This window comes from Nostoc sp. DedSLP04 (genome assembly GCF_034530775.1).
Classification (GTDB): domain Bacteria; phylum Cyanobacteriota; class Cyanobacteriia; order Cyanobacteriales; family Nostocaceae; genus Nostoc.
The window spans coordinates 18364-41874 of record NZ_JAVRCL010000005.1; the positions used below are offsets into that span (position 1 = coordinate 18364).

Sequence of the window (23511 nt, forward strand, 5' to 3'; positions counted from 1 at the left end):
GAAAATTAATAATGAGGAATGTAAAATAAGTATTTTTCATAAGTTACTCAGAAAAAGCGATCCAGTGAATTTATTAAGAAATATTATTATTTAAGGTTGTGGCGTTACTATCTTGACAATTAAAAAAATCTTGGATGCGTTTAATAAAGTCTTCTAACTCTACGATTAAGTTACTAGAACCTCGACGCTCTTGGTTATGAGCTAGTTGTTCTAGTTTTTCTGCTGCCAGATGCATGGTTGTAATTCCCATATTGGCACTAGAACCTTTAATTTGATGACCTTGGAGTATTATTTGCTCAAAGTCATGAGCTGCGATCGCTATTTTAATTAACTCTAGACGGGGTTGAATATCCTCAACAAATATTTGCAGTAGTTCCAATTCAAATTCTGGGTTATTTTCCGATAGTTGGTGTAAGCGTTCCCAATCAATTGGGAGGTTAACTGCACCGACATCTGTTGTCGAAACTGTTTGTTCTATGGCAGTTGTTTCTTTTGCCTCGAATATCACATTTCCCCAACGCTCTAGTGCTGCCGCCAATTTTTCTTTGATTACTGGCTTGCTCAAATAGTCATCCATTCCGGCATTTAGACACATTTGCTGGTCTTCTTTCATGGCATTAGCTGTCATTGCAATTACCACCGGACGATAACCACTAGCAAAGTCGCTTTCTTGCCAACGATGAATTTCTTTTGTGGTTTCTAAACCATCAAGAACTGGCATTTGGCAATCCATCAGAATTAAATCGTAGGGAATTTTTTCTAATAGCTGCAAAACTTCTTTCCCATTACCAGCAACATCAGCACTATAACCCAGACTTTGGAGTTGCTTCAAAGCAACTTTCTGATTCACCAAATTATCTTCAGCTAAGAGAATTCTTAATTTGTGGTAGTTAGGAGAATAATAGTTGCGGTTGTTTTCAGAATTTTTCAGTTTTAAATCCTGACTTCTGACTTCTAACTCCTGAATTATGACTTCTGTCTCCTCTTCTGGCTGCGTTCCTAAAATAGTCATCATGGTATCGAGGAGTCGGGACGGCTTAATCGGTTTGACTAAATAAGCCGCAAATCCTATTTTTAGCGCTCGTTGGATTTCATCGCGTTGATTAGTAGAGGTAAGCATAATTAAAGGTAGCCCAGCGATCGCTGAATTTGCTTTAATTTGTTCTCCTAAAGTCATGCCATCTATTTTTGGCATCTGCATATCAATCACAGCTATGTCATAGAAATTTTTTTGCTTGGCGGCTTCTTGAATAGCTTTGAGGGCAGTAGTAGCCGAGGCTGCTTGATCCACCAGCATTCCCCAACGAGTAGCTTGATGGTAGATAATTTTGCGATTAGTAGCATTATCATCCACCACTAACAAGCGGCGATTGAGCAAAAGTTCGCGTTCGCCTTCTAAAGAAATAGGGTCGAGTTGCTTGGCGAGAGTTACTTCAAACCAAAACTTAGATCCTTTCCCCAAGCGACTTTCTACGCCCATTTCTCCTCCCATCAAGCTTACCAGTTGCTTACAGATGGCTAATCCCAAACCTGTACCGCCATATTTGCGGGTGGTGGAAGCATCTACTTGGGTAAATGGCTTAAAGAGTTTGGATTGATCTTCAGGGGTAATGCCAAGACCGGTATCTACGATCGCAAAATAGATGGTGGCTGTAGTCAAGGAAAGCGTACGCAATTCTGCTCGTAATACTACCTCTCCCTTGCTGGTGAACTTGATTGCATTGCTAATCAGGTTCATAAGAATTTGTCGCAAGCGGCCGGCATCGCCTTGGAGGTGGGTGGGGACGTTGCTGTAAATTAATCCTGCAATTTCTAATCCCTTATCATGGGCTGAGGGAGCCAATAATTCCAATACTTCTTCTACACAGGTAGATAAGTCAAAATCTAGAGTTTCTAGTGCCATTTCCCCAGCTTCTAGTTTGGAAAGATCCAAAATTTCGTTGATTAGGCTTAAGAGAGCATCGCCACTAATACGAATTGTCTCCATAAAATCTCGCTGCTCGGAATTTAGGGGAGTTTCTAACATTAAGCTTGTCATCCCCAATACAGCATTCATGGGAGTCCGAATTTCATGACTCATGTTGGCCAAAAAGGCACTTTTGGTTTGAGAGGCTAATTCAGCTTGGTGACGAGCAATTTCGAGTTCTCGTCGTTGTTGAGTTTCTGCATCTAACATTTGGGCTTGGGCTAAGGCAATACCTACTTGATCGGCTATTTGGCGTAAAAGATGAGTTTCAAAGCTAGACCATTGGCGGGAACTGCCGCACTGATGGACAATCAGCAAACCGCAGAGTTCTTCTTTGACAAGAATGGGTATGACTAAATTACACTGGACTCCAAATTGTTGCAGTAATTCGAGATGATTTTTTTGGACTTCAGCTATATCCAAGTCAGCAAGTCCCAGATTCGGTTTTTGACGGTACTGTTGTAGATAGTACTGCTGGATGTATTCGGCTTGAAAGTAAGCATTGACTAGCTGTTTCTCTTTAATTGCTAGCCAGCCAGAAATTACTGCCTCAACCACGGTAGCTCCAGAGCCATCAGCCAAAGGCTGATAAATCAAAACTCGATCGCTATGGAGAATTTTTTGAACCTCGGTGACAGTAATTTGGAGAATTTCTTTGATTTGCAAAGACTGACGAATTTTGAGGGTAATTTCAGTAAATAGTTGCGATCGCAAGTTTTGACGTTGGAGTTGTTCTTCTGCCTGCTTGCGCTCAATAAACTGCCCTACTTGCTCGCCAATCAAATTCATGACTTTTGCCAAATCTGGGTCAGCTTGCTGGATTTTATGGCTAAAGCAGGTAATCACACCGATGATTTTTTTACCACTACAGATCGGAAAACCGAAAGCTCCGTGCAGTTCTGCTTCGGCAGCGATTTGAGAGCGGATAAAATTCCGATCTTTAACGACATCAGCGATCCAAACAGGTTCAAGACTAGCCCAGACACGGCCAGGCAGCCCAATTCCTGGTGCAAATGTAATCAGCCGACTGAGGATGTCAAACTCTTGCATCTCAAAGGAGATTTTATACCATGAATTTAGCAAAGACAGTAGATTTGCTCGCCCATCTACTATCCAAAATTCACTAAAATCCCATCCCAAACTTTCGCAGATTCCTTGCAAGATTTGGGGCATGGCTTCGTTGATTGTGGCTGACTCTGCTAAGATCCGGGTTGTAACATACTCTGCTTTCAGATGCTGTTCAGTTCGTTGGCGTAAGCGAAGTTCTTCAAAGACATCGCTGATGTCAATACCTGTAGCAACAATGTATTCAACGTGCCCCTCATAGTCTTTCAAGGTAGTGTTAGTCCAAGAAATGAGCCGCCGGCTGCCATCCTTAGTTACCCAATAGTTTTCGTATTCTTTGGGCGCTTCACCAGATCGCAACTGCTCAAAAACTGCTTTCACCAGCTCTACCTGTTCGGGAAGTAGAAATAGGTTCCAGAAATGCCTTCCTTTCACCTCATCAAATGAGTAACCAGTAATTTGTTCGCAAGCTTGATTGAAGCGAACGATTTGCCCTTTCGTGTCAAGAACTATTACTAAAGCGCTGGTTGTATTCAGGACTGCTGAGATAAAGTTGCGCTCTTGATTCAGTGTTTCCTCTGTTAATTTCCGCTCTTTTCCTTCACGGTAAATAAAGTAGTAAACTATAGCCAGAATCAAAAAACTTAGACAAATTGCGATCGCCAGTGTCAAAACTGTGTTGTTAGCACTGGCTTTTGCAGCTTGTGACTGTTGTTGAAGCAACCTTCTATCCTGATTTTCTATCTCATGAACGATCTTGCGGATATCATCCATGAGATGTTTTCCTTGATTTGTCTGGATTACCTGCAACGCCGCCTCAAATCCCTGATTTTGACGCAGGTATATAGTCTGCTTGAGTATGGCAAGTTTTGCAGCTATCAGAGATTCAAGAGTTGCGAACTGCTTTTGTTGGTTAGGTTGATCTGCAATTAAATCCTTCAGTTTTACAATTTTGCGATCGATGTTTCCAATTACTGCTTGATAAGGTTCTAGATAACTTTCTTGTCCAGTGAGGATGTAACCGCGTTGTCCAGTCTCAGCATCTTTCATCTCAGACAGTAATTCTTCTAGTTGATTGATTTTCTCTTGGGTTATTTGTACTTGCTTATTCGTATCAATCAATATATGTGTGTTTTGATAAGAAATCACGCCAATCAAAACTAAAACTGCCGATGCTAACCCAAACCCTCCAGCTATCCTTTGAAAAAATTGTTTGCGTGTCTTCTGGGACTGTTTGCGTGTATCACTTGCCAATACCAAACTTGCTAAATTGCGGCGCATTTCTAATTGCTTAATTACCTGGCGACCAATAATTCGTAATGCTTCAACTTGTTCTGGAGAGAGGTTTCTTGGTACACGATCGATTACACAAAGTGTTCCTAGTGCATATCCTTCAGGGTTAGTTAGCGGTACTCCAGCATAAAACCGAATATTTGGGTCAGAGGTGACAAGGGGGTTTGTTGCAAACCTTTCGTCAGCTGTTGCATCAGGTACAACAAAAACTTCAGGTTGCAGAATAGCATGGGCGCAGAATGCCAAATCACGGGGTGTTTGTAGGGCATCCAAACCGACTTTTGACTTGAACCACTGACGATTAGTATCAATTAAGCTGATTAAGGCAATGGGAGTTCCACAAATATATGAGGCTAAACGGGTGAGGTCGTCAAAGGCTGCTTCCGAAGGAGTGTCGAGTATTTTATACTGCAAAAGAGATTCAATTCGCTGTGTTTCGTTATCAGGTAATGGTGCTTTCATTCTCCAGCCTTATACCATTTTGGATTTTAAAAACAGAATTCAGAATGATGAATTCAGAATTCAGGAGTTAGAAATTAGAAGTTAGAAATTAGAAGTTAGAATTAAAAATACTTTAATAGTCAAAGTTTGTAACTTTCAAAAAATCAAAAAATCAAAAATATATAGAGCTTGATTCTATATTCATTCTGAATTCTGACTCCTGAATTCTGACTCCTGAATTCTTTTTTGTTAAAATTTGACCCGCAACTGTCCTGTGAAGGAATTACCACCGTAGGCGCTTCCACCAGTTTCTTGATTGCGGACATTACTAAAGCTATAGCCCAAGTCTGCTTCTATACTGGGCGACAGTTTTACCGTACAGCGCGTTTGATAGGTATTGGCGTTGTCAAATTCTCCTTTAAGTCGCTGTCGTCCTAAATTGGCAGCGAGGCGACAGCGTAAGAAATTAGCAATATCTCCTTCCCAAGCTACCTCACCGTTGTAAACTAGGAAATCTGGTGGAGAAAAATAACCGCTTGTGCGTTCTAAATCGCGATCGTAACTCCAAGTAAATAAGTTAGCTGCCAAAGAAAATTGTCCGAACTTGCGCTCTAACCTACTAAAAGATTGCACCTCGGAATTACCATCGTTATAATTACCCAAACGCAATGACGAAAACAAGCTGGTATTACGGTCAATCTGCCAGTATAAATCAGGGCCAAATCGCCAAGCAGTAATTTGATTGTCTAAAGTTCGAGCGTTAGATTTATAAGGCCCTTGTTCTAAATTACCTGATATTATTGCTGCCGATAGCAATCGACCTGATGACGAAACTCGCGGCGGCGAAATGGGAGCATCCACTTTAACATTGAGATTGATCGCTGTGGGTAAACGATTGAACACATCGACTCCGGCTGCTGTTTGTAGAGTTAGTTGTCCAATTTTTCCTTGCCATCCAACTTGCAAAGGAAAATTGGTAATTGATTCAACACCGCGTTGCTCAAAGAAGTTAAAACCTGTCTTGAAAAATATTTTATTGCCATTTCTCAATCGAAACTGAGCTGTTGGTTCTAGGAAAAAATTTGTTTGGCCAAAGTTGTCTGTCTCATAGTGATAGTCTGTATCAATACTTTCCAAAACTGCATCCGGCGTTTTTGCTTCAGTGGCAGTTGTTGGCGGACTAGAATTCTGCTGTGCTGGTTCGGGTAGCGATCGCGGACTAGAATTCTGTGCTGGTTCGGGTAGCGATCGCGGACTAGAATTCTGTGCTGGTTCGGGTAGCGATGGTGGTAATCGCAAATCAGGATTGAAGTTTTCCGGTGCTGCCAGCAAAATAGGTGTTAGTTTTAATCGATAGGGGAGTGGTTTTGAGTATTGTGCTGACTCAGAATTTACTGTGGTGACTTGCTCAGTCAATCCTAAAGGTGATTTCCAGGTCTGATGTGCTTGGGCTGCTTGTAATTTAGCTTCTGATAATATCCAAATACCTACGCTACAGATTACTCCCAATTGAATCTGTAGGCATCCCAAAAGAAATACAGCGTACAAACTATATCGAGAAACAAAGAGATAAGGTCTTAAACTATATACCATCGGTTAATACTATATTTGTAAATGCAAAACTTGCTGCCAAATAGTTTTCTGGCTGCTAGCTGATGTATTCGGGCTGGAATTATGATGCCCATAATCGATGCTTGTTAAGACATAAGAAAGGCAAAAAGCGTAAAGGCATTAATTTGGCGGGATATAGAAGTTCCCAGGTGCATAAAGTACATATCAAAACCCCACCCCCAACGCCTCTCCTTGGTGAAAAGAGGGGTTGGGGGTGAGGTTAAGCTGTAGCTGATTCTGATTAGGAAACGCTAGACATCTTGCAAAAGTAAATTTTGCAAGATGTTGGGGAAAGATTAAAGGGAAAGGGAAAATTCCATCCTTTCCCCTTTAGAGGATGTCTGAAAAGTTTTTTTTGTATACATCTAACCCTTGGAGATCCCCATAAATCCCCCTTAATAAGGGGGACTTTAAGACTCTTATTCCCCCCTTTTTTAAGGGGAGCCAGCGCGGTCTTGGGGGTTTCCCCCATGAGCGACTGGCGTGGGTTAGGGGGGATCAAGAAATATTTGATACTTCTCAGACATCCTCTTACCCCACTTCTGCAATAAGTCTGCTATATTCGAGTCGATAGTTAGTGTGATTTTGACGAACTGCCAACAGTGATTTTTGAGTCTGCTGTTCCCATCTCAGAGTTTTCAGCATTGTCAACCTCAAGACTTCGGAGCAATTCTCGAATTACATCTGTTGCTGGTCTTCCTGTGAGAGTACAGTATTGTTCAAGTTTCTTCATTTCCTCGGTTGTGAGATTTACTGTCAGTCGTTTAACCGCCCATTTTTTCTTCATAATTTTCTTTTATCTTGAATATGTTGCTTTTTCTCGAAATCACCAAGTCATTACGATTACTCCCGTAGTGCATAGCCTACACCACGGACTGTATGAATCAAACGTCTTTCATTATTTTCTTCTAACTTGAGTCGCAAATAACGAATATATACTTCAATAATATTAGAATTACCCATGAAATCGTAACCCCAAACTTTCTCTAAAATTTGATCTCTAGTAAATACTTGACGAGGATGTGAAAGGAGATATTCTAATAAGTCAAATTCTTTTGCTGTTAACTGAATGCTTCGTTTTTCCCGAAATACTTCACGAGTGCGCCGATTTAAGCTTAAATCTTCAAATTGCAACAAATCCTCGTCTGTTTCTTGCGTGCGCCGGAGATGAGCGCGAATTCTAGCTAATAGTTCCTCAATGCTGAAGGGCTTAACTACATAATCATCGGCTCCTGCATCTAATCCGGCGACGCGATCGCTAACTTCATCTTTTGCTGTCAACAAAATCACTGGTACTGTACTACCTGTTGTTCGCAAACGCCGACAAATTTCTAAACCCGTCAACCCTGGAAGCATCCAATCCAGAATTGCTAAATCTGGTGAGGAGTCTCGCGCCAGAGTCAAGCCTGCAATGCCATCATGAGCAACACTTACTCGGTATCCTTCGCTATTAAGCTCTAATTCGACAAATCGCGCCAGTTTGACTTCATCTTCTACCAAAAGGATATGTGCTGTCATATATATATAGGTAAACTGATTGTAAACATACTCCCTTCTCTTAACTTTGATTCCACACTGACACTACCCCCCATCCCTTCTACAAGTGTCTTAACAATCGATAAGCCCAAACCACAACCCCCAGTATTATGAGAACGAGATTCATCTACACGATAAAATCTCTCAAATATCCGTGCTTGCTGTTGCAAAGGAATGCCATAACCTTTGTCACAAACTTGAATAATAGCTCGATCTTGAAGCCGAGCTAACTTAAAAATTATGGGTGTGTCAGCATTAGAATACTTAATGGCATTATCAATTAAATTTAATAATACTTGTTTAAAGCGACTATAATCTGCTTTGATCTCAATTGGATAAATTTCTGATTCGATTGTAATTGTGCGATCGCTATATTTTTTTGCCATCATGACAACTTCTTCAACCAAGTCATTCAGCACATAAGATTTCATTTGAAAATATAAGTAACCACTATCTGCACGTGCTAGATCGAGTAAATCTTGTAGTAGGCGGATAGTGCGTTCAGCTTCCGATGCCGCAGTTTCTAAAGCTTCTTGTTGAGTTTGGGTTAAGTTATTCTGCCTTCGCAAGACGCTTTGCAAATAACCATGTACAATCGTTAAAGGTGTGCGTAATTCATGGGAAACATTACTCACAAATTCTCGCTCTTGCTCCCATGATTGAGAAAGGCGCGATAACAGCATGGTTAAAGTTTGAGCTAATTCTTTAACTTCACTGGGTGCATTATCAAGATATAGCTGTGCTTGTCCTAAATCTTCAGCAGAAATCACAGAAGCCATTTGATTTAGCTGGCGCAAAGGTTGCAGAGAACGCTTAATGTACAATGCGATCGCAGCAGTTAAAACAATAATTGCCAAAGCACTAGTAATACCTAAACTCTGCACCATTACGATAAACATTTTCTGTTCGCGGGTAATATCCTTGACTACAAATAACTCACCCAATAACTTACCCTGCACTTGCACATAACTACCACATAAAACAAAATAGCTTTGGTTTACTTTGTAAACTTGTGGTTTAATCGGCATCTTTGTCAGAGTCATTAACTCAGCTATCGTAGCATCAGATAATAAATCCAAAGTGGTAGATTTTGCTAAAATTTTATTATCAGGACTTTTTAGCCATAATAATATATTGGTATTTGCTAAATTATTAATAGCCTTTTGCAACCCAGTTTCAGGTTGCATCATTTCACTATAAATTTGCACATCTTGCGGCAAACGCTTGGCAATTTCTTCTATATTAGATTTATGACTATCAACTAAAATTTGCTGCATTTTCCAACTAGTCCATGTAGCAAGGCTACCTAATACCAGAGCGGAAAATGATGCAATACCAACCATCAGGCGTGATTGTAAGGAAAATGGATCTATATTTATCCCAAATTTTATGATTTGCTTCACTGTTACGGTTGTGTTTAAATGTTTAATAAAACTTAAAAAATAAAATCATATTGGTAAATGTAAAGTTACTGTTAGAGGTTGTTTTAAAAGTGGTTGCCTGTGATTTTAGGCACTTATTGATCCCCCTAACCATCCTTAAAAAAGGGGGCAAAACCTTTCAAAATTTCCCTTAAAAAGGGGGATCTAGAACATTTCGCTACCAAGAAGAGAATTTTTCAAACATCCTCTTAACAGCTATATTTTTAGTTATAGCTGATTTTAACTTACCTCTGTTGCATACTGACAGTGAAAAGTGCAGCCATTCCCAAAAGATTGCTAAAATTTTTATTTAATTGCCATCTCAAATCCGCTAATTTTTGTCTAATAATAATCTAAACGCATTTACTAGTAATTAAATTAATTTCTGCTGAGAATTACCTGAAATTTTTAATCCTCGAAATTGATTTCGAGGCAGGATGGTAACAACAAACCTTTTTCATGAAGGCGAGAGAGAATCAGATTTGGATATATTTATAGAAATTTGGCAGGTTTGTTTTGCAAGTCGATTTCGACGATTTCAAAAGGAACACCTTTTTCGCTCAGGATTAAGCGAAGAAGGTGTGCAGAGACACAAAGCTGCACTGTAAATTTGGATTTTAGCCACAGAGACACTCTTTATATTGGGCAAAACAATTGGCTGCGATCAAAATATGATAAATCATGATTATTTTCTCTGAATGCGATCGCAAGTTGAAAATAAGCAGACGAAATCGACACTATTAATTAACTACAAACAGCGAAGGGGACTAACGCTAACTTCAACCTATTGATTGATAGTCTCTAGATATGGCCGCGGTTGGTGAAAACCCTGGAGTGAAGCATCGACGATGAGGCAAACTTCGATATGCATACCATCAGGATCGGAAAATGATAAGTTAAGTACTGGGCCAAGGTCAGCGATCGCGCCATCACTCACACCTCGATCTATGAGTTTGCGGCGGATAATCTGAAATGCTGATTCTGTTGGGGCATTCAAAGCTAAGTGGTCGATGTGTCCCCGTGCAAACATATCCGGCAATCCAGAACTATGAATATTATTAGGCATCTCTGCTACGTGAAGCACACTCTGCGATCCAGCTAGCAGAAGTGCGTGACGAAAGGCTGGAGTCGTCTCTTGAAAGATTACTGGCATCTCGAATACATCAGTATAGAAGTCGATAAAGCGGTCGATATCTGCTGTCACCACTGCAACATGGTGGATACCTGATACAAGGCTCATGGTGTTACTCCAGTTAGATTGTGCAATTTCTTTTCTATGAATAGGGAGCGATAACTTCTCTACGAAACGCCTTAGTGAAGCGCTGGCGATCGTGCTGTTGGTCAAAATCAACGATCGGCCCCTTCGGCACAATTCGATTTGGATTAATATCAGTCATACTCATGTAATAGCTGCGCTTGGTATAGTCTAGATTGCAAGTCGCTTTGAATGGCTGACGCTGATATAGGTCTAGTAGATAATTCCAGAGATTTGGATAGTCAATAATTCGCCGCAAATTGCACTTAAAGTGACCGTAATACACTGAGTCGAACCGATACAGAGTAACAAACATACAAATATCGGCTTCGGTGAGTTGATTGCCACATAAATACTGCTGCTTGCTCAGAATCACTTCCCATCGATCTAAACTCTCGAAGAGTTCAGTTACCGCATCTTCGTAGGCTGCTTGTGAAGTCGCAAAACCAGCGCGATATACACCAGCATTGATTGGCAGATAAACTGCATCAATCGTTTCATCAATCTGATGCTGTAGGTCGCGTGGGTATAAGTCTATTTTTTGTGTTGCCAATTCCCCAAACTCTACATCAAACATCCGCATGATTTCGCGAGATTCGTTATTGACGATTGTTTGAGTTTGCTTATCCCACAACACGGGAACAGTAACTCGTCCTGTGTATTTAGGATTGGCTTTCAGATAAATCTCTTGCAAATATTGAGTGTGATTCACCCAGTCAGGAATAGCTCCCGGTGCTTCAGAAAACATCCATCCCTTGTCGCTCATAATCGGATCGACGATAGAGACTGAGATTACATCATTCAAACCTTTGATTTCTCGCATAATTAAAGTGCGATGCGCCCACGGACAGGCTAAGGAAATGTAGAGGTGATAGCGCCCTGCTTCTGCCTTAAACCCACTAGAACCATCGGCGGTGACGCGATCGCGAAACGTTGTCGCCGTTTCCTTGAACTTACCGCTAGGATCTGATTTATTCCTATCGGTTGTCCATTTGCCTTCGATCATCATTCCTGACGGCATATTTTCCTCTTAACACTAAAGCGTGTCTATAAACTTTTGAGAATTACTTCAGCATTACGTCTTGCCTTTTCTGAAGGATGTTAATTTCTTAAAAATTCTTGACAAAATCGACTTTGCAGATAGACCACGGTTTCCCGTATCAACTCGCTGTCGCCAACCAAGCACGCAAAACCTCTGCCACTGTCCACGCTTGGGCAATACATCCCCGTGGAGTCATCGGGGCATCACCATCAAAAATTTCGCTGAGACTGCCAACACCGTGCGCGTTCAGGTGATTAGCCATTGGTTCCAAAAATTGACGAGCCTGTTCGGGATTTTTGTAGACACGCAGGTGTGCTAAGACGAATGGCCCCAACAACCAACCCCAAACCGTTCCCTGATGGTAAGCTCCATCACGTTGATACTGATTGCCACCATATTTACCCTGAAATTGATAATAATCGGGGGCAAGCGATCGCAATCCATAAGAAGTCAGCAGCGATCGCCCGCAAGCTTCCACCACACCCTTCTGCTGGACAGGTGTGAGCGGACTTTCTGGTAATGACACAGCAAATATTTGGTTAGGACGTAGCAACCCATCATCACCATCAGGACTGTCTAAAACGTCATAGCAATAACCTGTCTCTTCATTCCAGAAGCGAGAAAATCTATACTTTGCCCGCTCTGCCATTGCTTCATACTCTTGGTGTGGTTTACCAAGCTGACGGGCGAACTTTGCCATTGTCCGTAAAGCATTGTACCAGAGGGCGTTAACTTCAATCGGTTTGCCAATTCGGGGCGTAACTACCCAATCATCAACTTTGGCATCCATCCAGGTCAGTTGTACGCCTGCAACGCCTGCATAAAGTAAGCCATCGGCGGCATCGAGATGGATGTTGTAGCGTGTACCGCGACAGTGCCAATCAATGATGTCTGCAAGTATGGGAAAGAGTTCACTTAGCAAAGTATCATCCTCTGTAGCGCTGTAGTAAGCGCGGACTGCTTCAAAGTACCAAAGTGTGGCATCGACTGTATTATATTCTGGTTGCTCGCCTGCATCGGGAAAGCGATTAAGTAACATTCCCTGGTCTACGTATCTGGCAAAGGTGCGAAGAATTGAGCGTGCTACCTCTGGACGACCAGTGGAAATTGTCAAACCAGGTAAACTAATCATGGTGTCGCGTCCCCAGTCGCTAAACCAGTGATAACCAGCGATGATGGTTTTGCCGTAGGGGTCTTCTGGCAATGAGCGATCGACAATAAACTGGTCAGCAGCTAGTACTAGATGGTCGATCCAGCTAGGTGATTCTTTAATTTTCAGGGGTCGATTAGTTTTCCAAAATCCTGTTAACTTCTGCTCTTGAGCGCGACGTAACTTTAGTGCAGCTTCACCGTTGAGATTTGGTTGTTTTTCTGTGCTGGCTACAAAGGCGATCGCTTCCCCAGGATTCAGTGTAACTTCAAAAGTGGCGGCGTGGAGGTGGTCTTCTCGATCTCTCAATCCCCGATAGCGTTCAACTGCCAAGTCAAAGCCATGATACCAATTATGAACAACAGATGTACTAACACGTGAAATGCTGCGTAGCTTGCCGCCGTAGGCATCGCCTTTAGGTGAATCACTCAGTAGATATAGTGGTACAGCACCCGGATAAGCAGTTACACAAATCCCCTGTTCCACCTCCTCAACAGACATCTGCCAACCATTGCTTTGAGTATCGCTGTGATAATCGCGGTAGTTGACTATTGCTTTGAGCGTCAACTTTAGCGGTTGAGTGGCACGACGCAAAGTATACTGAACATAAGTTGTATTAGCGCCTTGTTGCATCCACACCCGTTTTTCTAATAAGGCATCGGCAATAGCAAAACGCCATACAGGAATTGTACCTTCTAGAGAAAAACGTTCAATATGCTGATAACCGTGCGGACTGACAATACCATCTGCCCAACGATTAGTGTCTAGAGAATAAGAGCGAGCCTCCTGCAAAGGAGCTGCGCTAACGCCATACAATACAGTTTCATCTAGTTTTGTCAGCATTAAAGTGCGACCCAAAGGTGGTTTCAATGCTGCTACCAATAGTCCGTGATAGCGGCGAGTCAATAAACCAGCCACAGTCCCAGAAGCGTAACCACCAATACCGTTAGTAACTAACCACTCCCGCGATTCTGCAATGTCAAGATTGCCGCAGATTTCTCGCCCAAATTCTATACACATAAGTCACACCACTTTGCTCTAAATTCAAAATTCACAATCGCCATCATGCTTTTCTCTCTGCGTTTTCTATGCGTCTACGGTTTAAAAGTCATTTATTGAACTACAGAGGCGCAGAGAACACGGAAAAAAGAGGAATTCTTGTCCAAAAATTTTACCCAAATTGAAAGGGCTACTCCTAACTTTTGTTAGATTGGGGATTGATCCTCAGTTATTTGAGATTCACTCACTAGAGGATTGAGGACGACTTCATTTGCTACACTATCAGCTTTACGGGCACGAATTGCTGGACGCGATCGCCTGTAACCTGCTCTTTCAGCTTTTTGGTGTTCGTAATCAATCAATCTGCCATAATATTCATGCTTGCTTAAATTCATCGACAAAAAAATATGCTGGCGGATATTACCAAAACCTTTGCGATTAAAAAACTTTAATGCTGAAGTATTGGTGGGGTCAGTATCTACCAGCATAAACCGCGCCCCATCTTCAATCATCCGAGCGACAACTTTATCAACCAACTTGTCTGCAACTCCCCGACGCTGATATTTTGGACTAACTCCCAGCCATAAAATATATCCATAAGTCCAGGATGCTTTGGTGATGATAGTTCCCAAAACGAATCCTGCTAGTTCCCCGTCTGTTTCAGCCACAAGACAGTATTCTGGATCGGTGTTATAAAGTCCAATCACTTCCCATTCATCCCAGGTGCGGTATAAATAAGGATATAAATCGCTGGTAAATAACCCTTCTCCCAAGTGATAAACGGGAGCAATGTCATCAATTCCTAATTCGCGTACATAAATTGCTTCAGTTTCATCAAAAGTTGACATAAATTTAGAAATTGTGATTTATTTACTATAGATATGTTGTTGAATGAAAAAAAAGAGCATTTACCGAATCTAGCTTTTTAAATCAAAATGCTTTCAAATGTTTTAGAGTTAGAAAAAGGACTTTACATTACTTTTTAATTTTCCACAAGACTCTACAGATATAAGGAATCTGTTTTAGCAACCAAATCCTGCGGATAAAATCAAAGTGAGACTTCTTGAATACTGTCAAAATTTGGCAATGAGTCTTTCACAGCTTCTTCAGTTGCTTGTGTGCGTAGTTTACCGTCGTAGGCATCGCACCGTTTGGCAAACTGACAATAATCACAGTTTTTGCTACCCTCCACCACTTGGGGAAACTGCTGGTTATTTTGATAATTTTCCAACCAATGAGTTAACTGACTTAATAGTTGATTAAGTTTCTTTCCTGTTTGTGCGTGTTGAGCAGTACTGTAATTAAATTTAATATTTTGCGGTTTGCCCTCAGATTGGACAAACCAATAAGTCATAGAAATCTTTTCTGGCAAATAATCGCTAGTTTCTGCCAAAACATACATATAAAGCCGTGTTTGCCAGTTTGATTCTAACTTGCGTTTGTTGGGTGGTTTAGGATAAGTTTTCCAGTCGAGAATTTGCGCTTGTTGGTTATCTGCAATCAATAAATCATAGATAACTGTGAGCAAATAATCCTGAACTTGCAGAGTCCGGTAGTGTTCGCTTTCACGGAAAGTTTGATTATCAGATGCAGCCGTTAAAATTTCTGGCGCTGCATCAGCAAAACCTAGCATCCAGCTTTGCAGTTGAGCATCTGCTTTCAGGAAACTATCAATTGGCAAACCCATTTCTCGCTGCTGCATTAGCAAGTGAAAACGACTACCCAAAGTTTGCCGTTCTTCTTGTTCTGGATTTGAGGGAGAATTAAGTTTTTCGAGATAGGTATGTTGAAATTTACGCGGACAAGCTTCTAGTAGGTTAAGTTGTCCTTGAGAAAGTCGCAATAGTTGAGTGGGAGTTGACAGCATTCTTCTATTTTAGAAGTAAATTATAATCTGCAACTCACCTTTGGCAGACTATCTGTAAAAAACAGGTATTTTTTACTGCCTTTACATCTGCTATTTCAACTCGTCTCGATCTACCTCATCGTGGCGATCGTCGGAATGTTTACTTTTTTCTTGAGACTTGATTGAGCCAAAGCTGTAGGCTATAGCTATTTTAACGATGTCAAAATATGCTGGGTGATTAGCTTTGTTAACGATCGCCAAAGAAATTGACCCTGCCACTAAGATTACTAAAAGTGGCGAAAATGTTTCTACTCCAGAGCCGTTGTTGTTGTTAGACATGATACGATCTCCAAGTGAAAAGTTACGAAGCCTTTGGCTGACCTTCACTCAGCTAAAGGCTATTTATGGTCAGTATGAGCTTTAACCCCAAGACTCGAACATCATGGCGATCGCAAATAGACAGACTAGGAAAATCGCTATCTTCGCAACCCACGATCGTAAACTTGCGGATAAAAGCATCCCAACTATTGCATTTGCCCCAAAAGTGTGAGACACAACAAAGGCTATTCCCAGCCCCAGCAGCCCCAGCAGAAAATATTTGAGTCCTATACAAAACCACCTGAACAACAGATTATCGTTATCTTTGAGACTGGGTTTCATAGTTTTTTTCCTGTTTTGAAAGTTGAATCTAGGTAGCAGTTTGCGCTCCCCCGACCACACTAAAGAAACAGCAAATCTCCACAGCTTTGCTCCCACCAAGTCAAGGTAGACAAAAGTCCTACTCCTGAGTGGAGTGGGAATACCAATCAAAGGTGGTCTTGATATTTGCAGATGATGAAAAATTAAGCTCTTTGATGAATTTCCAGGGCATCTGGATATCAAAAATTAGGCGCTCAATGCGCGTAATTGCATAGAAGGCGTACTACGCACATTGAACCCTCGAAATTCCTACAGGTAACTTGTATACAAATTGCCTGTTTCAGAATTTACAGCTCCAGTCTTTGCCTTTATGTCTTACTCACTAAGTTCCTTTTAATTCACCCTTAACCTACTAGGTTACCGCGGTTTCTACTACTAACTATAAAGTCACTTAGTTTCTAAGTCAAGTAACTATCAGTAACTAAGTTACTTAGTCAAACTGTAGAGAAAATTATTTAAACAGCTGGGTATTGGGGACTGGGGACTGGGAAAAAGTTTTTTAAAATTTGGTGGTGAGAAAAAGCCCCCACCATAATTTTTCGATTTGACACCCAATCCCTAATCCCTAATCCCCAGTCCCCAGTCCCTTTTACCTACCTTTTGTGAGGTGCGCATCTCACTCGCTCGTAACTAGCCCACAGGTAACTTATGCGGCTTGGCCTTTACGGTATGACAGAGAATGCTGACAATTGAACCTTGGGTACTTGGCTAAAAAAGCTCAATTTGATATTGTTGATCGACATATCAGATTGATATATCAAAATGCTGAAGTTGGCAGTATTAGGTTTATTACAGCGAGAACCATTAAACGGTTATCGGCTCAAACAGCAACTAGAGATGTTTATGAGTTGCAGTATTTGTGTCAACTATGGCGCGATTTATCCTTTGCTGAAGCGCATGGAAGAACAAGGTGAAGTGATTTTATGTGCAGAACAAGGAGAAGAAGGTGGGCAGTGTGGAAAGGTATATGAGATTACACCCCTCGGCAAAAACACTTGGTATCAAGAGATGTTGGCATATCCTCATGAAAGTTGGGTGAATATGCGATCGCGATTTCTAATCAAATTTTTTTTCTTTGGTCATTTATTACCTGAAGAACGAGTGCGGTTAATTGAACATCGATTGATGTCATGTCAGTTACGCCTTGCAGAGAAAAAAGCACTGGAAGTTACTGATGATTTATATCAAGGGAAAGTGCGAAGGCGTGCGGTTGAAGTCATCAAATCAGAAATTGAGTGGCTAGTTGAGCAACTCCAAACAGAACAACTTCAATTAGCTCAAACGCCAACCTCAATCAAGAGTGCTGAGTGATGAGTGATGAGTGATGAGTAAAACAGCCATAACACCAAAAACTTTTGAAGTATCCTAACTAATTATGTGGATCGTCAAAATTGCTTTACGTCTTCCGTATACATTCGCGATCGCAGCTTTGATGATTGTGATTCTGGGTGTAGTGACGATATTTAGTACACCAGTTGACATTTTTCCTGCAATTAACATTCCGGTTGTCAGCGTAGTTTGGACTTACACTGGAACCACATCTGAGGAAATGGCACAGCGGATCGTCACCATTAGCGAACGCGCCATGACAACAACTGTTGGTGACATCGAACACATTGAGTCTCAATCTTTGAGTGGTGTTAGTGTCGTCAAGGTTTTTTTCCAACCCAACGCTAATATCGCCTCAGCAGTTGCTCAAATTACATCTGTCAGCCAAACAATTCTCCGCCCTTTGCCACCTGGGATTACACCGCCATTCATCATTCAATACAACGCTTCTTCGGTGCCGATTATCCAGATGAGTGTCAGTAGCAAAACCTTGCCGGAAGAAGCACTCTTCGACTATGCTACCAACTTCGTTCGCACCCAATTAGCAACAGTGCAAGGAGCGAGTATACCTCTGCCCTATGGTGGTAAACCTCGGCAAATTATGGTTGATATCGATCCCCAAGCGATGTTGGCTAATGGCATTTCTGCCCAAGATGTGACTAATGCTGTCAGTGCCCAAAACCTGGTTTTGCCGGCAGGTGATATGAAAATAGGCGATCGCGACTTCGCCGTACAAATCAACAATAGTCCAAATGTGGTGGCAGCCCTCAACGACTTGCCAATTAAGCAAGTTAATGGTACTGTCATTTCCATTCGTGATGTCGCGCAGGTAAGAGATGGCTTTGGTGTGCAATCGAACATTGTACGTCAGAATGGCAGGCGATCGAGCTTACTTAGTATTCTTAAAAGTGGCAATGCCTCAACCATTGATGTGATCGAGCGAGTCAAAAAAACTTTGCCTCGCATCCAATCCACCTTGCCCCCAGAACTGAATTTATCATTTTTGTTCGATCAATCTATATTTGTGAAAGCTTCTATCGAAGGCGTTCTTAAAGAAGGATTGATTGCCGGGTGTCTCACTGCGTTGATGATTTTAATTTTCCTGGGAAGTTGGCGCAGCACTTTAATTGTAGCCGTATCGATTCCTCTCTCGATGCTAGTTTCAATTATTGTGATGAGTCGTTTGGGACAAACTTTCAACATCATGACTTTAGGTGGTTTGTCCTTAGCTGTTGGGATTCTGGTAGATGATGCCACAGTCGAAATTGAAAATATCCACCGAAATCTCGGACAAGGTAAACCCATCAAGCGAGCAATTTTAGATGGGGCACAGCAAATCGCTACTCCAGCACTTGTAGCAACATTATGTATTTGTATTGTCTTTGTGCCGGTCGTGTTTCTCAGTGGAGTAGCAAAGTACCTATTTGTCCCCCTAGCGATGGCGGTAGTATTTGGGATGCTTGCTTCTTATGTGCTATCTCGGACTGTAGTCCCGACAATGGCAAGCTATCTTTTACCATCCGAAGCAGACTGGCATAGAGAAAACGAGGAGCATAATGGTAATAACAACCATCATCTAGATTCACCAGTTCAAAATAATAATGGTAACAACAGCCATTATATAGATTCGCCAGTTCAAAATAACAATGGTCACGGCGATCGCCACAGCCATTCGCTAGTCGAAATCCATGATAATCGCGATCGCCACACCCATTCGCCAGTCCAAAATAATAATGGTCACGATAACCACCACCAAACAGAAGAAGCAGCAACGACAACTGCCAAACCTGTGAAGAAAGATTGGATATGGCGGCTACACGAAAAATTTAACCAACAATTTGAGAAATTTCGCAGTTGGTACTACAACGTCCTAGCCTCAGCATTAAGTCACCGCCGCATAGTCTTTGTGCTATTTGGTGCTTTTATCGTCAGTGCAGGAGTTTTGTTGCCATTCGTCGGTCAAGACTTTTTCCCGGAAGTCGATGGTGGTCAGTTTAGCCTCCATGTTCGAGCCTTACCTGGTACTCGTTTGGAAGAGACAGAAAAAATTGTTAGCCAAGTTGAAGGGGTTATCCGCCAAACTGTACCGAAAGAGAATCTCTCTCTAATTCTGGATAACATCGGCTTACCCACCAGTGGCATTAACCTTACTTATGGCTACAACGGCGCGACAATTGGACAGGCTGATGCTGATATTCTTGTCTCCCTAAAAGAATCTGGTGAAACTTTTTCTTACGTCAAGGAACTCCGCCAGAAATTGAAAGCGACATTTCCCAGCTACACCTTCTTTTTTGAGCCGGCTGATATTGTGACTCAAATTCTCAATTTCGGTTTGCCTGCTGCTGTTGATGTGCAAATATCTGGCCCTCTGAAAAACTCAAAAGCCAACTTTGAAATTGCCCAACAAATCGCCGCGCGGATGACGCGTATTCCTGGGGCTGTAGATGTACATCTCCAACAAGTTGTTGATGCTCCCAAATTACGTCTTGATGTCGATCGCACCGAGGCTCAACAATTGGGTATGACCCAGCGTGATGTTGCCAATAGCGTCCTCACTTCCTTAAGTTCAAGCGGTCAAGCTGCAATCAACCAATGGCTCGATCCCAAAAAAGGCGTGAGTTACACCCTGGCTGTACAAGTTCCCCAATATAAACTTGACTCTATTGATAGTCTAAAAAATACGCCAGTTGGCAACAGTCAAACTGCACCCCAACTTTTGGGTAATTTGGCTACTGTCAAACGCGACACAGTGATGCAAGTTGTGAATCACTACAACATTCAACCAGTTTTCGATATCTACGCTAACTCCTCTGGTCGTGACCTTGGGGGAGTTGCCGGCGATGTCAATCGAATTATCGCTGATTATCAGAAAAAATTGCCTAAGGGAAGTCAGATTAATGTCCGGGGGCAAGTGCAAACGATGAACTCTTCCTTTCTGGGACTTGGTTTAGGACTTGTGTTTGCAATTGTGTTGGTTTACTGCTTAATGGTAGTGAACTTCCAATCTTGGCTCGATCCCCTGATTATTATGATGGCACTGCCAAGCGCCTTAGCAGGGATCGTTTGGATGTTGTTTGTCACCCGCACCACCCTGAGCGTCCCTTCCTTAATGGGTGCAATTATGAGTATAGGTGTGGCAACATCGAACAGTATTTTAATGATTACTTTTGCGAATGAGCAACGTGTAGAAGGAGAAAATGCCTATAAAGCAGCCCTAGCAGCAGGTTATACAAGGTTGCGTCCGGTGTTGATGACTGCCTTAGCCATGCTGATCGGGATGGTGCCAATGTCTCTAGGTCTTGGTGAAGGTGGCGAACAGAATGCACCCTTGGGTCGCGCTGTAATTGGCGGTTTGTCAGCTGCAACAGTCGCGACTCTAATCTTTGTACCTGTTGTATACAGCATTATGCGGCGTCAACCACCTCGTCTTATTGATGAGGATGATGACGATTTAAATTTCTCCGATTCACGGACAGCATATTCGTTGTCATCATCTCAAGGCAAGTCATAGACATATTTTAGGAGCTACGGTGTACACATAAATCTTTTAAAGTTAACGTGAGTTCGACGAGTGCTATTTTGACCTCTCCCCCAGCCCCTCTCCTTGGAGGAGCTACGGTGTACACACAAGTCTTAAATAGCTGAAAAACCCAAGGTTTTACCCCACCCTAACCCTCCCCTTGTAAAGGGGAGGGAACAAAATATCTGATTTCCCCCTTTTATAAGGGGGGATTAAGGGGGGTAATTCGACTTGTGTGTACACCGTAGCCTTTTAGGAGAGGGAGAGGTTTGTCGAACTCACGTTAAAGTTACTACGTAACGTAGGGAAGATTAATTTTTGCAGATCAATGCAACAAAGGTGCAGGTCAATGCAATAAAGGTGCAGGTCAATGCAATAAAGGTGCAGGTCAATGCAACAAAGGTGCAGGTCAATGCAACAAAGGTGCAAGTCGATGCAATCAAAGGTGCAAGCCAATGCAATAAAGGTGCAAGCCAATGCAATAAAGGTGCAAGCCAATGTAATAAAGGTGCAAGTCAAAAACTTGTGTGTACATCGTAGCGGAAAGGGTTTTTTCTAAGCTGCTTTCCCCTTTACCCCTTACCTGAATGGCACTTCTGCAAGAAGTCTAATAATGGTAATGACTCTAGCTGCTAAATTTCTGCAAATTAGATAATACAGGACAGTTTACCTATGGATTCTCAGCATCGTCCATCTCCTGATTCTGAACAACAAACGACTTCTAGAAAACACAGGCGCGGCATCGGTGGTATTGGTTGGGGTATAATTGGTGCTGTTTTTTTTGGTAGCTTACTAGCGATAGGTATTCTACCCCGATTAAGCCAAAAGTCAGAATTACAAGCAGCAGTCAAGGAAGCAAGCACAGTACCCTCAGTTAACGTAATCGCTCCCCGTCGCGCTACTGGTGCTACGAAACTGGAACTACCTGGCAGTGTTGTAGCCCAGAATCAAACGACCATCTACGCTCGCAGTACTGGGTATTTACGGCGGTGGTATGCAGATATTGGCGATCGCGTCCGAGCCGGTCAGTTGTTGGCAGAAATTGATTCACCAGACACCGATCAGCAAGTTCTGCAAGCGAAGGCAGAGGTAGTGCAAGCACAAGCCAATGTATCTCAAACTCGTGCTAATTTAGCTAAAAGCGTTTCTGATTTGAAGCAAGCCCGCGCTAATTTATTGATCGCCCGTCAGAGCTGGCAGCGCTGGCAAGTTCTTGTCAAGGAAGGTGCAGTACCTCAACAAGATGCAGATACAAAATATGCTACATATCAAGCTAATCTTGCCAGCGTTGAGGCAGCACAAAACACTATTAATTCTGATTCTGCCAACATCAAAGCAGCACAAGCTAACGCCTACGCAAGTCAAGCAAACTTCCAGCGTAATACCGTCTTGCAGTCTTATAAGAAAGTCACTGCTCCTTTTGCAGGAGTGATTACTGCACGTAATGTCAATACAGGTGTTTTAATTTCAGCAGGTAATGGCAACACCAGTACCAGCAACACTAACACTAACAATAGCAGCCTTTATACTATTGCTGCTTATGACAATCTAAAGGTAAATGTGAGTGTTCCACAAAGTTTATCACAGTCACTTCAAACTGGACAAACAGCACAAATTACAGTCAGAGAGTTACCCCAACGAGTGTTTACGGGTAAAGTAGTGCGTACTAGCAACGCTATAGATCCAACTACTCGCACTTTACTGACACAATTAGAAGTACACAATTCAGACGCGACGCTGCGACCTGGGATGTATGCCAATGTCAAATTTGCCATTAACCGCACTAATCCTCCTTTTGTTGTGCCGGATAGTGCCTTAGTTGTTAATGCCGGAGGTACGCAGGTAGCAACTGTAACCAAAGACCACACAGTGCATTATCAAAAAGTTGCCGTTGGGCGAGATTATGGTACTGAAGTTGAAATTACATCAGGTTTGACAGGAAATGAATCGCTCATTGCCACTCCTACGGTTGATGAGACAGAGGGTTTACGCGTGCAGCCAGTTGCAGAAAAAAAGTAGGTCGGCGTAAGGATAAGGCAGGGAGCAGGGGGAGCAGGGGGAGCAGGGGGAGCAGAGGGGCAGCACTTCGGCTTCGCTCAGTGACCAGGGAGCAGGGAGATGACGGGACAAGGGGACAAGGAGATAAACAAAACTCCTAACTGCTAACTCTTAACTCCTAACTCCTAACTGCTAACTGCTAACTGCTAACTGCTAACTCCTAAACTCAGCACTGTTTAAGTGAGGTACACTAAACTCAGCCACGCGATCGCTCACCCCGTCAAAGAAAAAACGACAAAGCCCAAGAAAGCATTCCCAGAGCAGCAAATGTCTACCCCCA

Annotated in this window: 16 protein-coding genes; 4 read left to right on the plus strand and 12 right to left on the minus strand. The window is 42.3% G+C overall.

Annotated elements, in window-relative coordinates; all coding sequences use genetic code 11:
- Nucleotides 1-73 precede the first annotated feature (73 nt).
- From RMX89_RS04270 to RMX89_RS04325, 12 genes are all read right to left on the minus strand, one after another.
- Nucleotides 74-4786, minus strand: coding sequence for a response regulator (locus tag RMX89_RS04270; RefSeq protein ID WP_322688045.1), 4713 nt, complete (start codon nt 4784-4786; stop codon nt 74-76).
- A 228-nt stretch (nt 4787-5014) separates the two neighbouring features.
- On the minus strand, nt 5015-6358 hold the full coding sequence (locus tag RMX89_RS04275) for a hypothetical protein (RefSeq protein WP_322688046.1): 1344 nt from the start codon (nt 6356-6358) through the stop codon (nt 5015-5017).
- Nucleotides 6359-6950: 592 nt separating this feature from the next.
- Nucleotides 6951-7163 carry a CopG family transcriptional regulator gene (locus RMX89_RS04280; protein WP_094351406.1) on the minus strand — a complete coding sequence of 71 codons (213 nt, stop codon included), beginning with the start codon at nt 7161-7163 and terminating at the stop codon, nt 6951-6953.
- Nucleotides 7164-7219: 56 nt separating this feature from the next.
- Nucleotides 7220-7894 carry a response regulator transcription factor gene (locus RMX89_RS04285; protein ID WP_322688047.1) on the minus strand — a complete coding sequence of 225 codons (675 nt, stop codon included), beginning with the start codon at nt 7892-7894 and terminating at the stop codon, nt 7220-7222.
- The gene (locus RMX89_RS04290) at nt 7891-9315 is read right to left on the minus strand and encodes a HAMP domain-containing sensor histidine kinase (RefSeq protein ID WP_322688048.1); all 1425 of its coding nucleotides are present in this window, start codon (nt 9313-9315) and stop codon (nt 7891-7893) included. Before RMX89_RS04290 ends, RMX89_RS04285 begins: the two co-directional genes overlap by 4 nt.
- 802 nt (nt 9316-10117) lie before the next feature.
- Nucleotides 10118-10573: a VOC family protein gene (locus RMX89_RS04295; RefSeq protein ID WP_322688049.1), complete on the minus strand. Its 456-nt coding sequence runs from the start codon at nt 10571-10573 to the stop codon at nt 10118-10120.
- 34 nt (nt 10574-10607) lie between these two features.
- Nucleotides 10608-11609, minus strand: coding sequence for a glutathione S-transferase family protein (locus RMX89_RS04300; RefSeq protein WP_322688050.1), 1002 nt, complete (start codon nt 11607-11609; stop codon nt 10608-10610).
- A 139-nt stretch (nt 11610-11748) separates the two neighbouring features.
- Nucleotides 11749-13800, minus strand: a complete 2052-nt coding sequence (locus tag RMX89_RS04305; RefSeq protein WP_322688051.1) for an amylo-alpha-1,6-glucosidase — start codon at nt 13798-13800, stop codon at nt 11749-11751.
- 185 nt (nt 13801-13985) lie between these two features.
- Complete coding sequence (locus RMX89_RS04310) at nt 13986-14627, minus strand: GNAT family N-acetyltransferase (RefSeq protein ID WP_322672438.1); 642 nt, start codon at nt 14625-14627, stop codon at nt 13986-13988.
- A gap of 200 nt (nt 14628-14827) precedes the next feature.
- Nucleotides 14828-15646 carry a PD-(D/E)XK nuclease family protein gene (locus tag RMX89_RS04315; RefSeq protein WP_322688052.1) on the minus strand — a complete coding sequence of 273 codons (819 nt, stop codon included), beginning with the start codon at nt 15644-15646 and terminating at the stop codon, nt 14828-14830.
- A 90-nt stretch (nt 15647-15736) separates the two neighbouring features.
- Nucleotides 15737-15964, minus strand: a complete 228-nt coding sequence (locus RMX89_RS04320) for a hypothetical protein (RefSeq protein ID WP_322672440.1) — start codon at nt 15962-15964, stop codon at nt 15737-15739.
- A gap of 81 nt (nt 15965-16045) precedes the next feature.
- Nucleotides 16046-16285: a hypothetical protein gene (locus RMX89_RS04325; protein ID WP_322688053.1), complete on the minus strand. Its 240-nt coding sequence runs from the start codon at nt 16283-16285 to the stop codon at nt 16046-16048.
- An 801-nt stretch (nt 16286-17086) separates the two neighbouring features.
- On the opposite strand from RMX89_RS04325, the gene RMX89_RS04330 reads away from it, so the two are divergent.
- From RMX89_RS04330 to RMX89_RS04345, 4 genes are all read left to right on the plus strand, one after another.
- Complete coding sequence (locus RMX89_RS04330) at nt 17087-17635, plus strand: PadR family transcriptional regulator (RefSeq protein ID WP_322688054.1); 549 nt, start codon at nt 17087-17089, stop codon at nt 17633-17635.
- Nucleotides 17636-17699: 64 nt separating this feature from the next.
- Nucleotides 17700-21164 carry an efflux RND transporter permease subunit gene (locus tag RMX89_RS04335; protein ID WP_322688055.1) on the plus strand — a complete coding sequence of 1155 codons (3465 nt, stop codon included), beginning with the start codon at nt 17700-17702 and terminating at the stop codon, nt 21162-21164.
- Nucleotides 21165-21491: 327 nt separating this feature from the next.
- Nucleotides 21492-21713 carry a hypothetical protein gene (locus RMX89_RS04340; protein WP_322688056.1) on the plus strand — a complete coding sequence of 74 codons (222 nt, stop codon included), beginning with the start codon at nt 21492-21494 and terminating at the stop codon, nt 21711-21713.
- Nucleotides 21714-21845: 132 nt separating this feature from the next.
- Nucleotides 21846-23192, plus strand: a complete 1347-nt coding sequence (locus RMX89_RS04345; protein WP_322688057.1) for an efflux RND transporter periplasmic adaptor subunit — start codon at nt 21846-21848, stop codon at nt 23190-23192.
- Nucleotides 23193-23511 lie beyond the last annotated feature (319 nt).

Coding starts and splice junctions, on each gene's coding strand:
- RMX89_RS04270 (WP_322688045.1), bottom strand. CDS start 4,786: ATGAAAGCACCATTACCTGATAACGAAACACAGCGAATTGAATCTCTT.
- RMX89_RS04275 (WP_322688046.1), bottom strand. CDS start 6,358: ATGGTATATAGTTTAAGACCTTATCTCTTTGTTTCTCGATATAGTTTG.
- RMX89_RS04280 (WP_094351406.1), bottom strand. CDS start 7,163: ATGAAGAAAAAATGGGCGGTTAAACGACTGACAGTAAATCTCACAACC.
- RMX89_RS04285 (WP_322688047.1), bottom strand. CDS start 7,894: ATGACAGCACATATCCTTTTGGTAGAAGATGAAGTCAAACTGGCGCGA.
- RMX89_RS04295 (WP_322688049.1), bottom strand. CDS start 10,573: ATGAGCCTTGTATCAGGTATCCACCATGTTGCAGTGGTGACAGCAGAT.
- RMX89_RS04300 (WP_322688050.1), bottom strand. CDS start 11,609: ATGCCGTCAGGAATGATGATCGAAGGCAAATGGACAACCGATAGGAAT.
- RMX89_RS04305 (WP_322688051.1), bottom strand. CDS start 13,800: ATGTGTATAGAATTTGGGCGAGAAATCTGCGGCAATCTTGACATTGCA.
- RMX89_RS04310 (WP_322672438.1), bottom strand. CDS start 14,627: ATGTCAACTTTTGATGAAACTGAAGCAATTTATGTACGCGAATTAGGA.
- RMX89_RS04315 (WP_322688052.1), bottom strand. CDS start 15,646: ATGCTGTCAACTCCCACTCAACTATTGCGACTTTCTCAAGGACAACTT.
- RMX89_RS04320 (WP_322672440.1), bottom strand. CDS start 15,964: ATGTCTAACAACAACAACGGCTCTGGAGTAGAAACATTTTCGCCACTT.
- RMX89_RS04325 (WP_322688053.1), bottom strand. CDS start 16,285: ATGAAACCCAGTCTCAAAGATAACGATAATCTGTTGTTCAGGTGGTTT.
- RMX89_RS04330 (WP_322688054.1), top strand. CDS start 17,087: ATGCTGAAGTTGGCAGTATTAGGTTTATTACAGCGAGAACCATTAAAC.
- RMX89_RS04335 (WP_322688055.1), top strand. CDS start 17,700: ATGTGGATCGTCAAAATTGCTTTACGTCTTCCGTATACATTCGCGATC.
- RMX89_RS04345 (WP_322688057.1), top strand. CDS start 21,846: ATGGATTCTCAGCATCGTCCATCTCCTGATTCTGAACAACAAACGACT.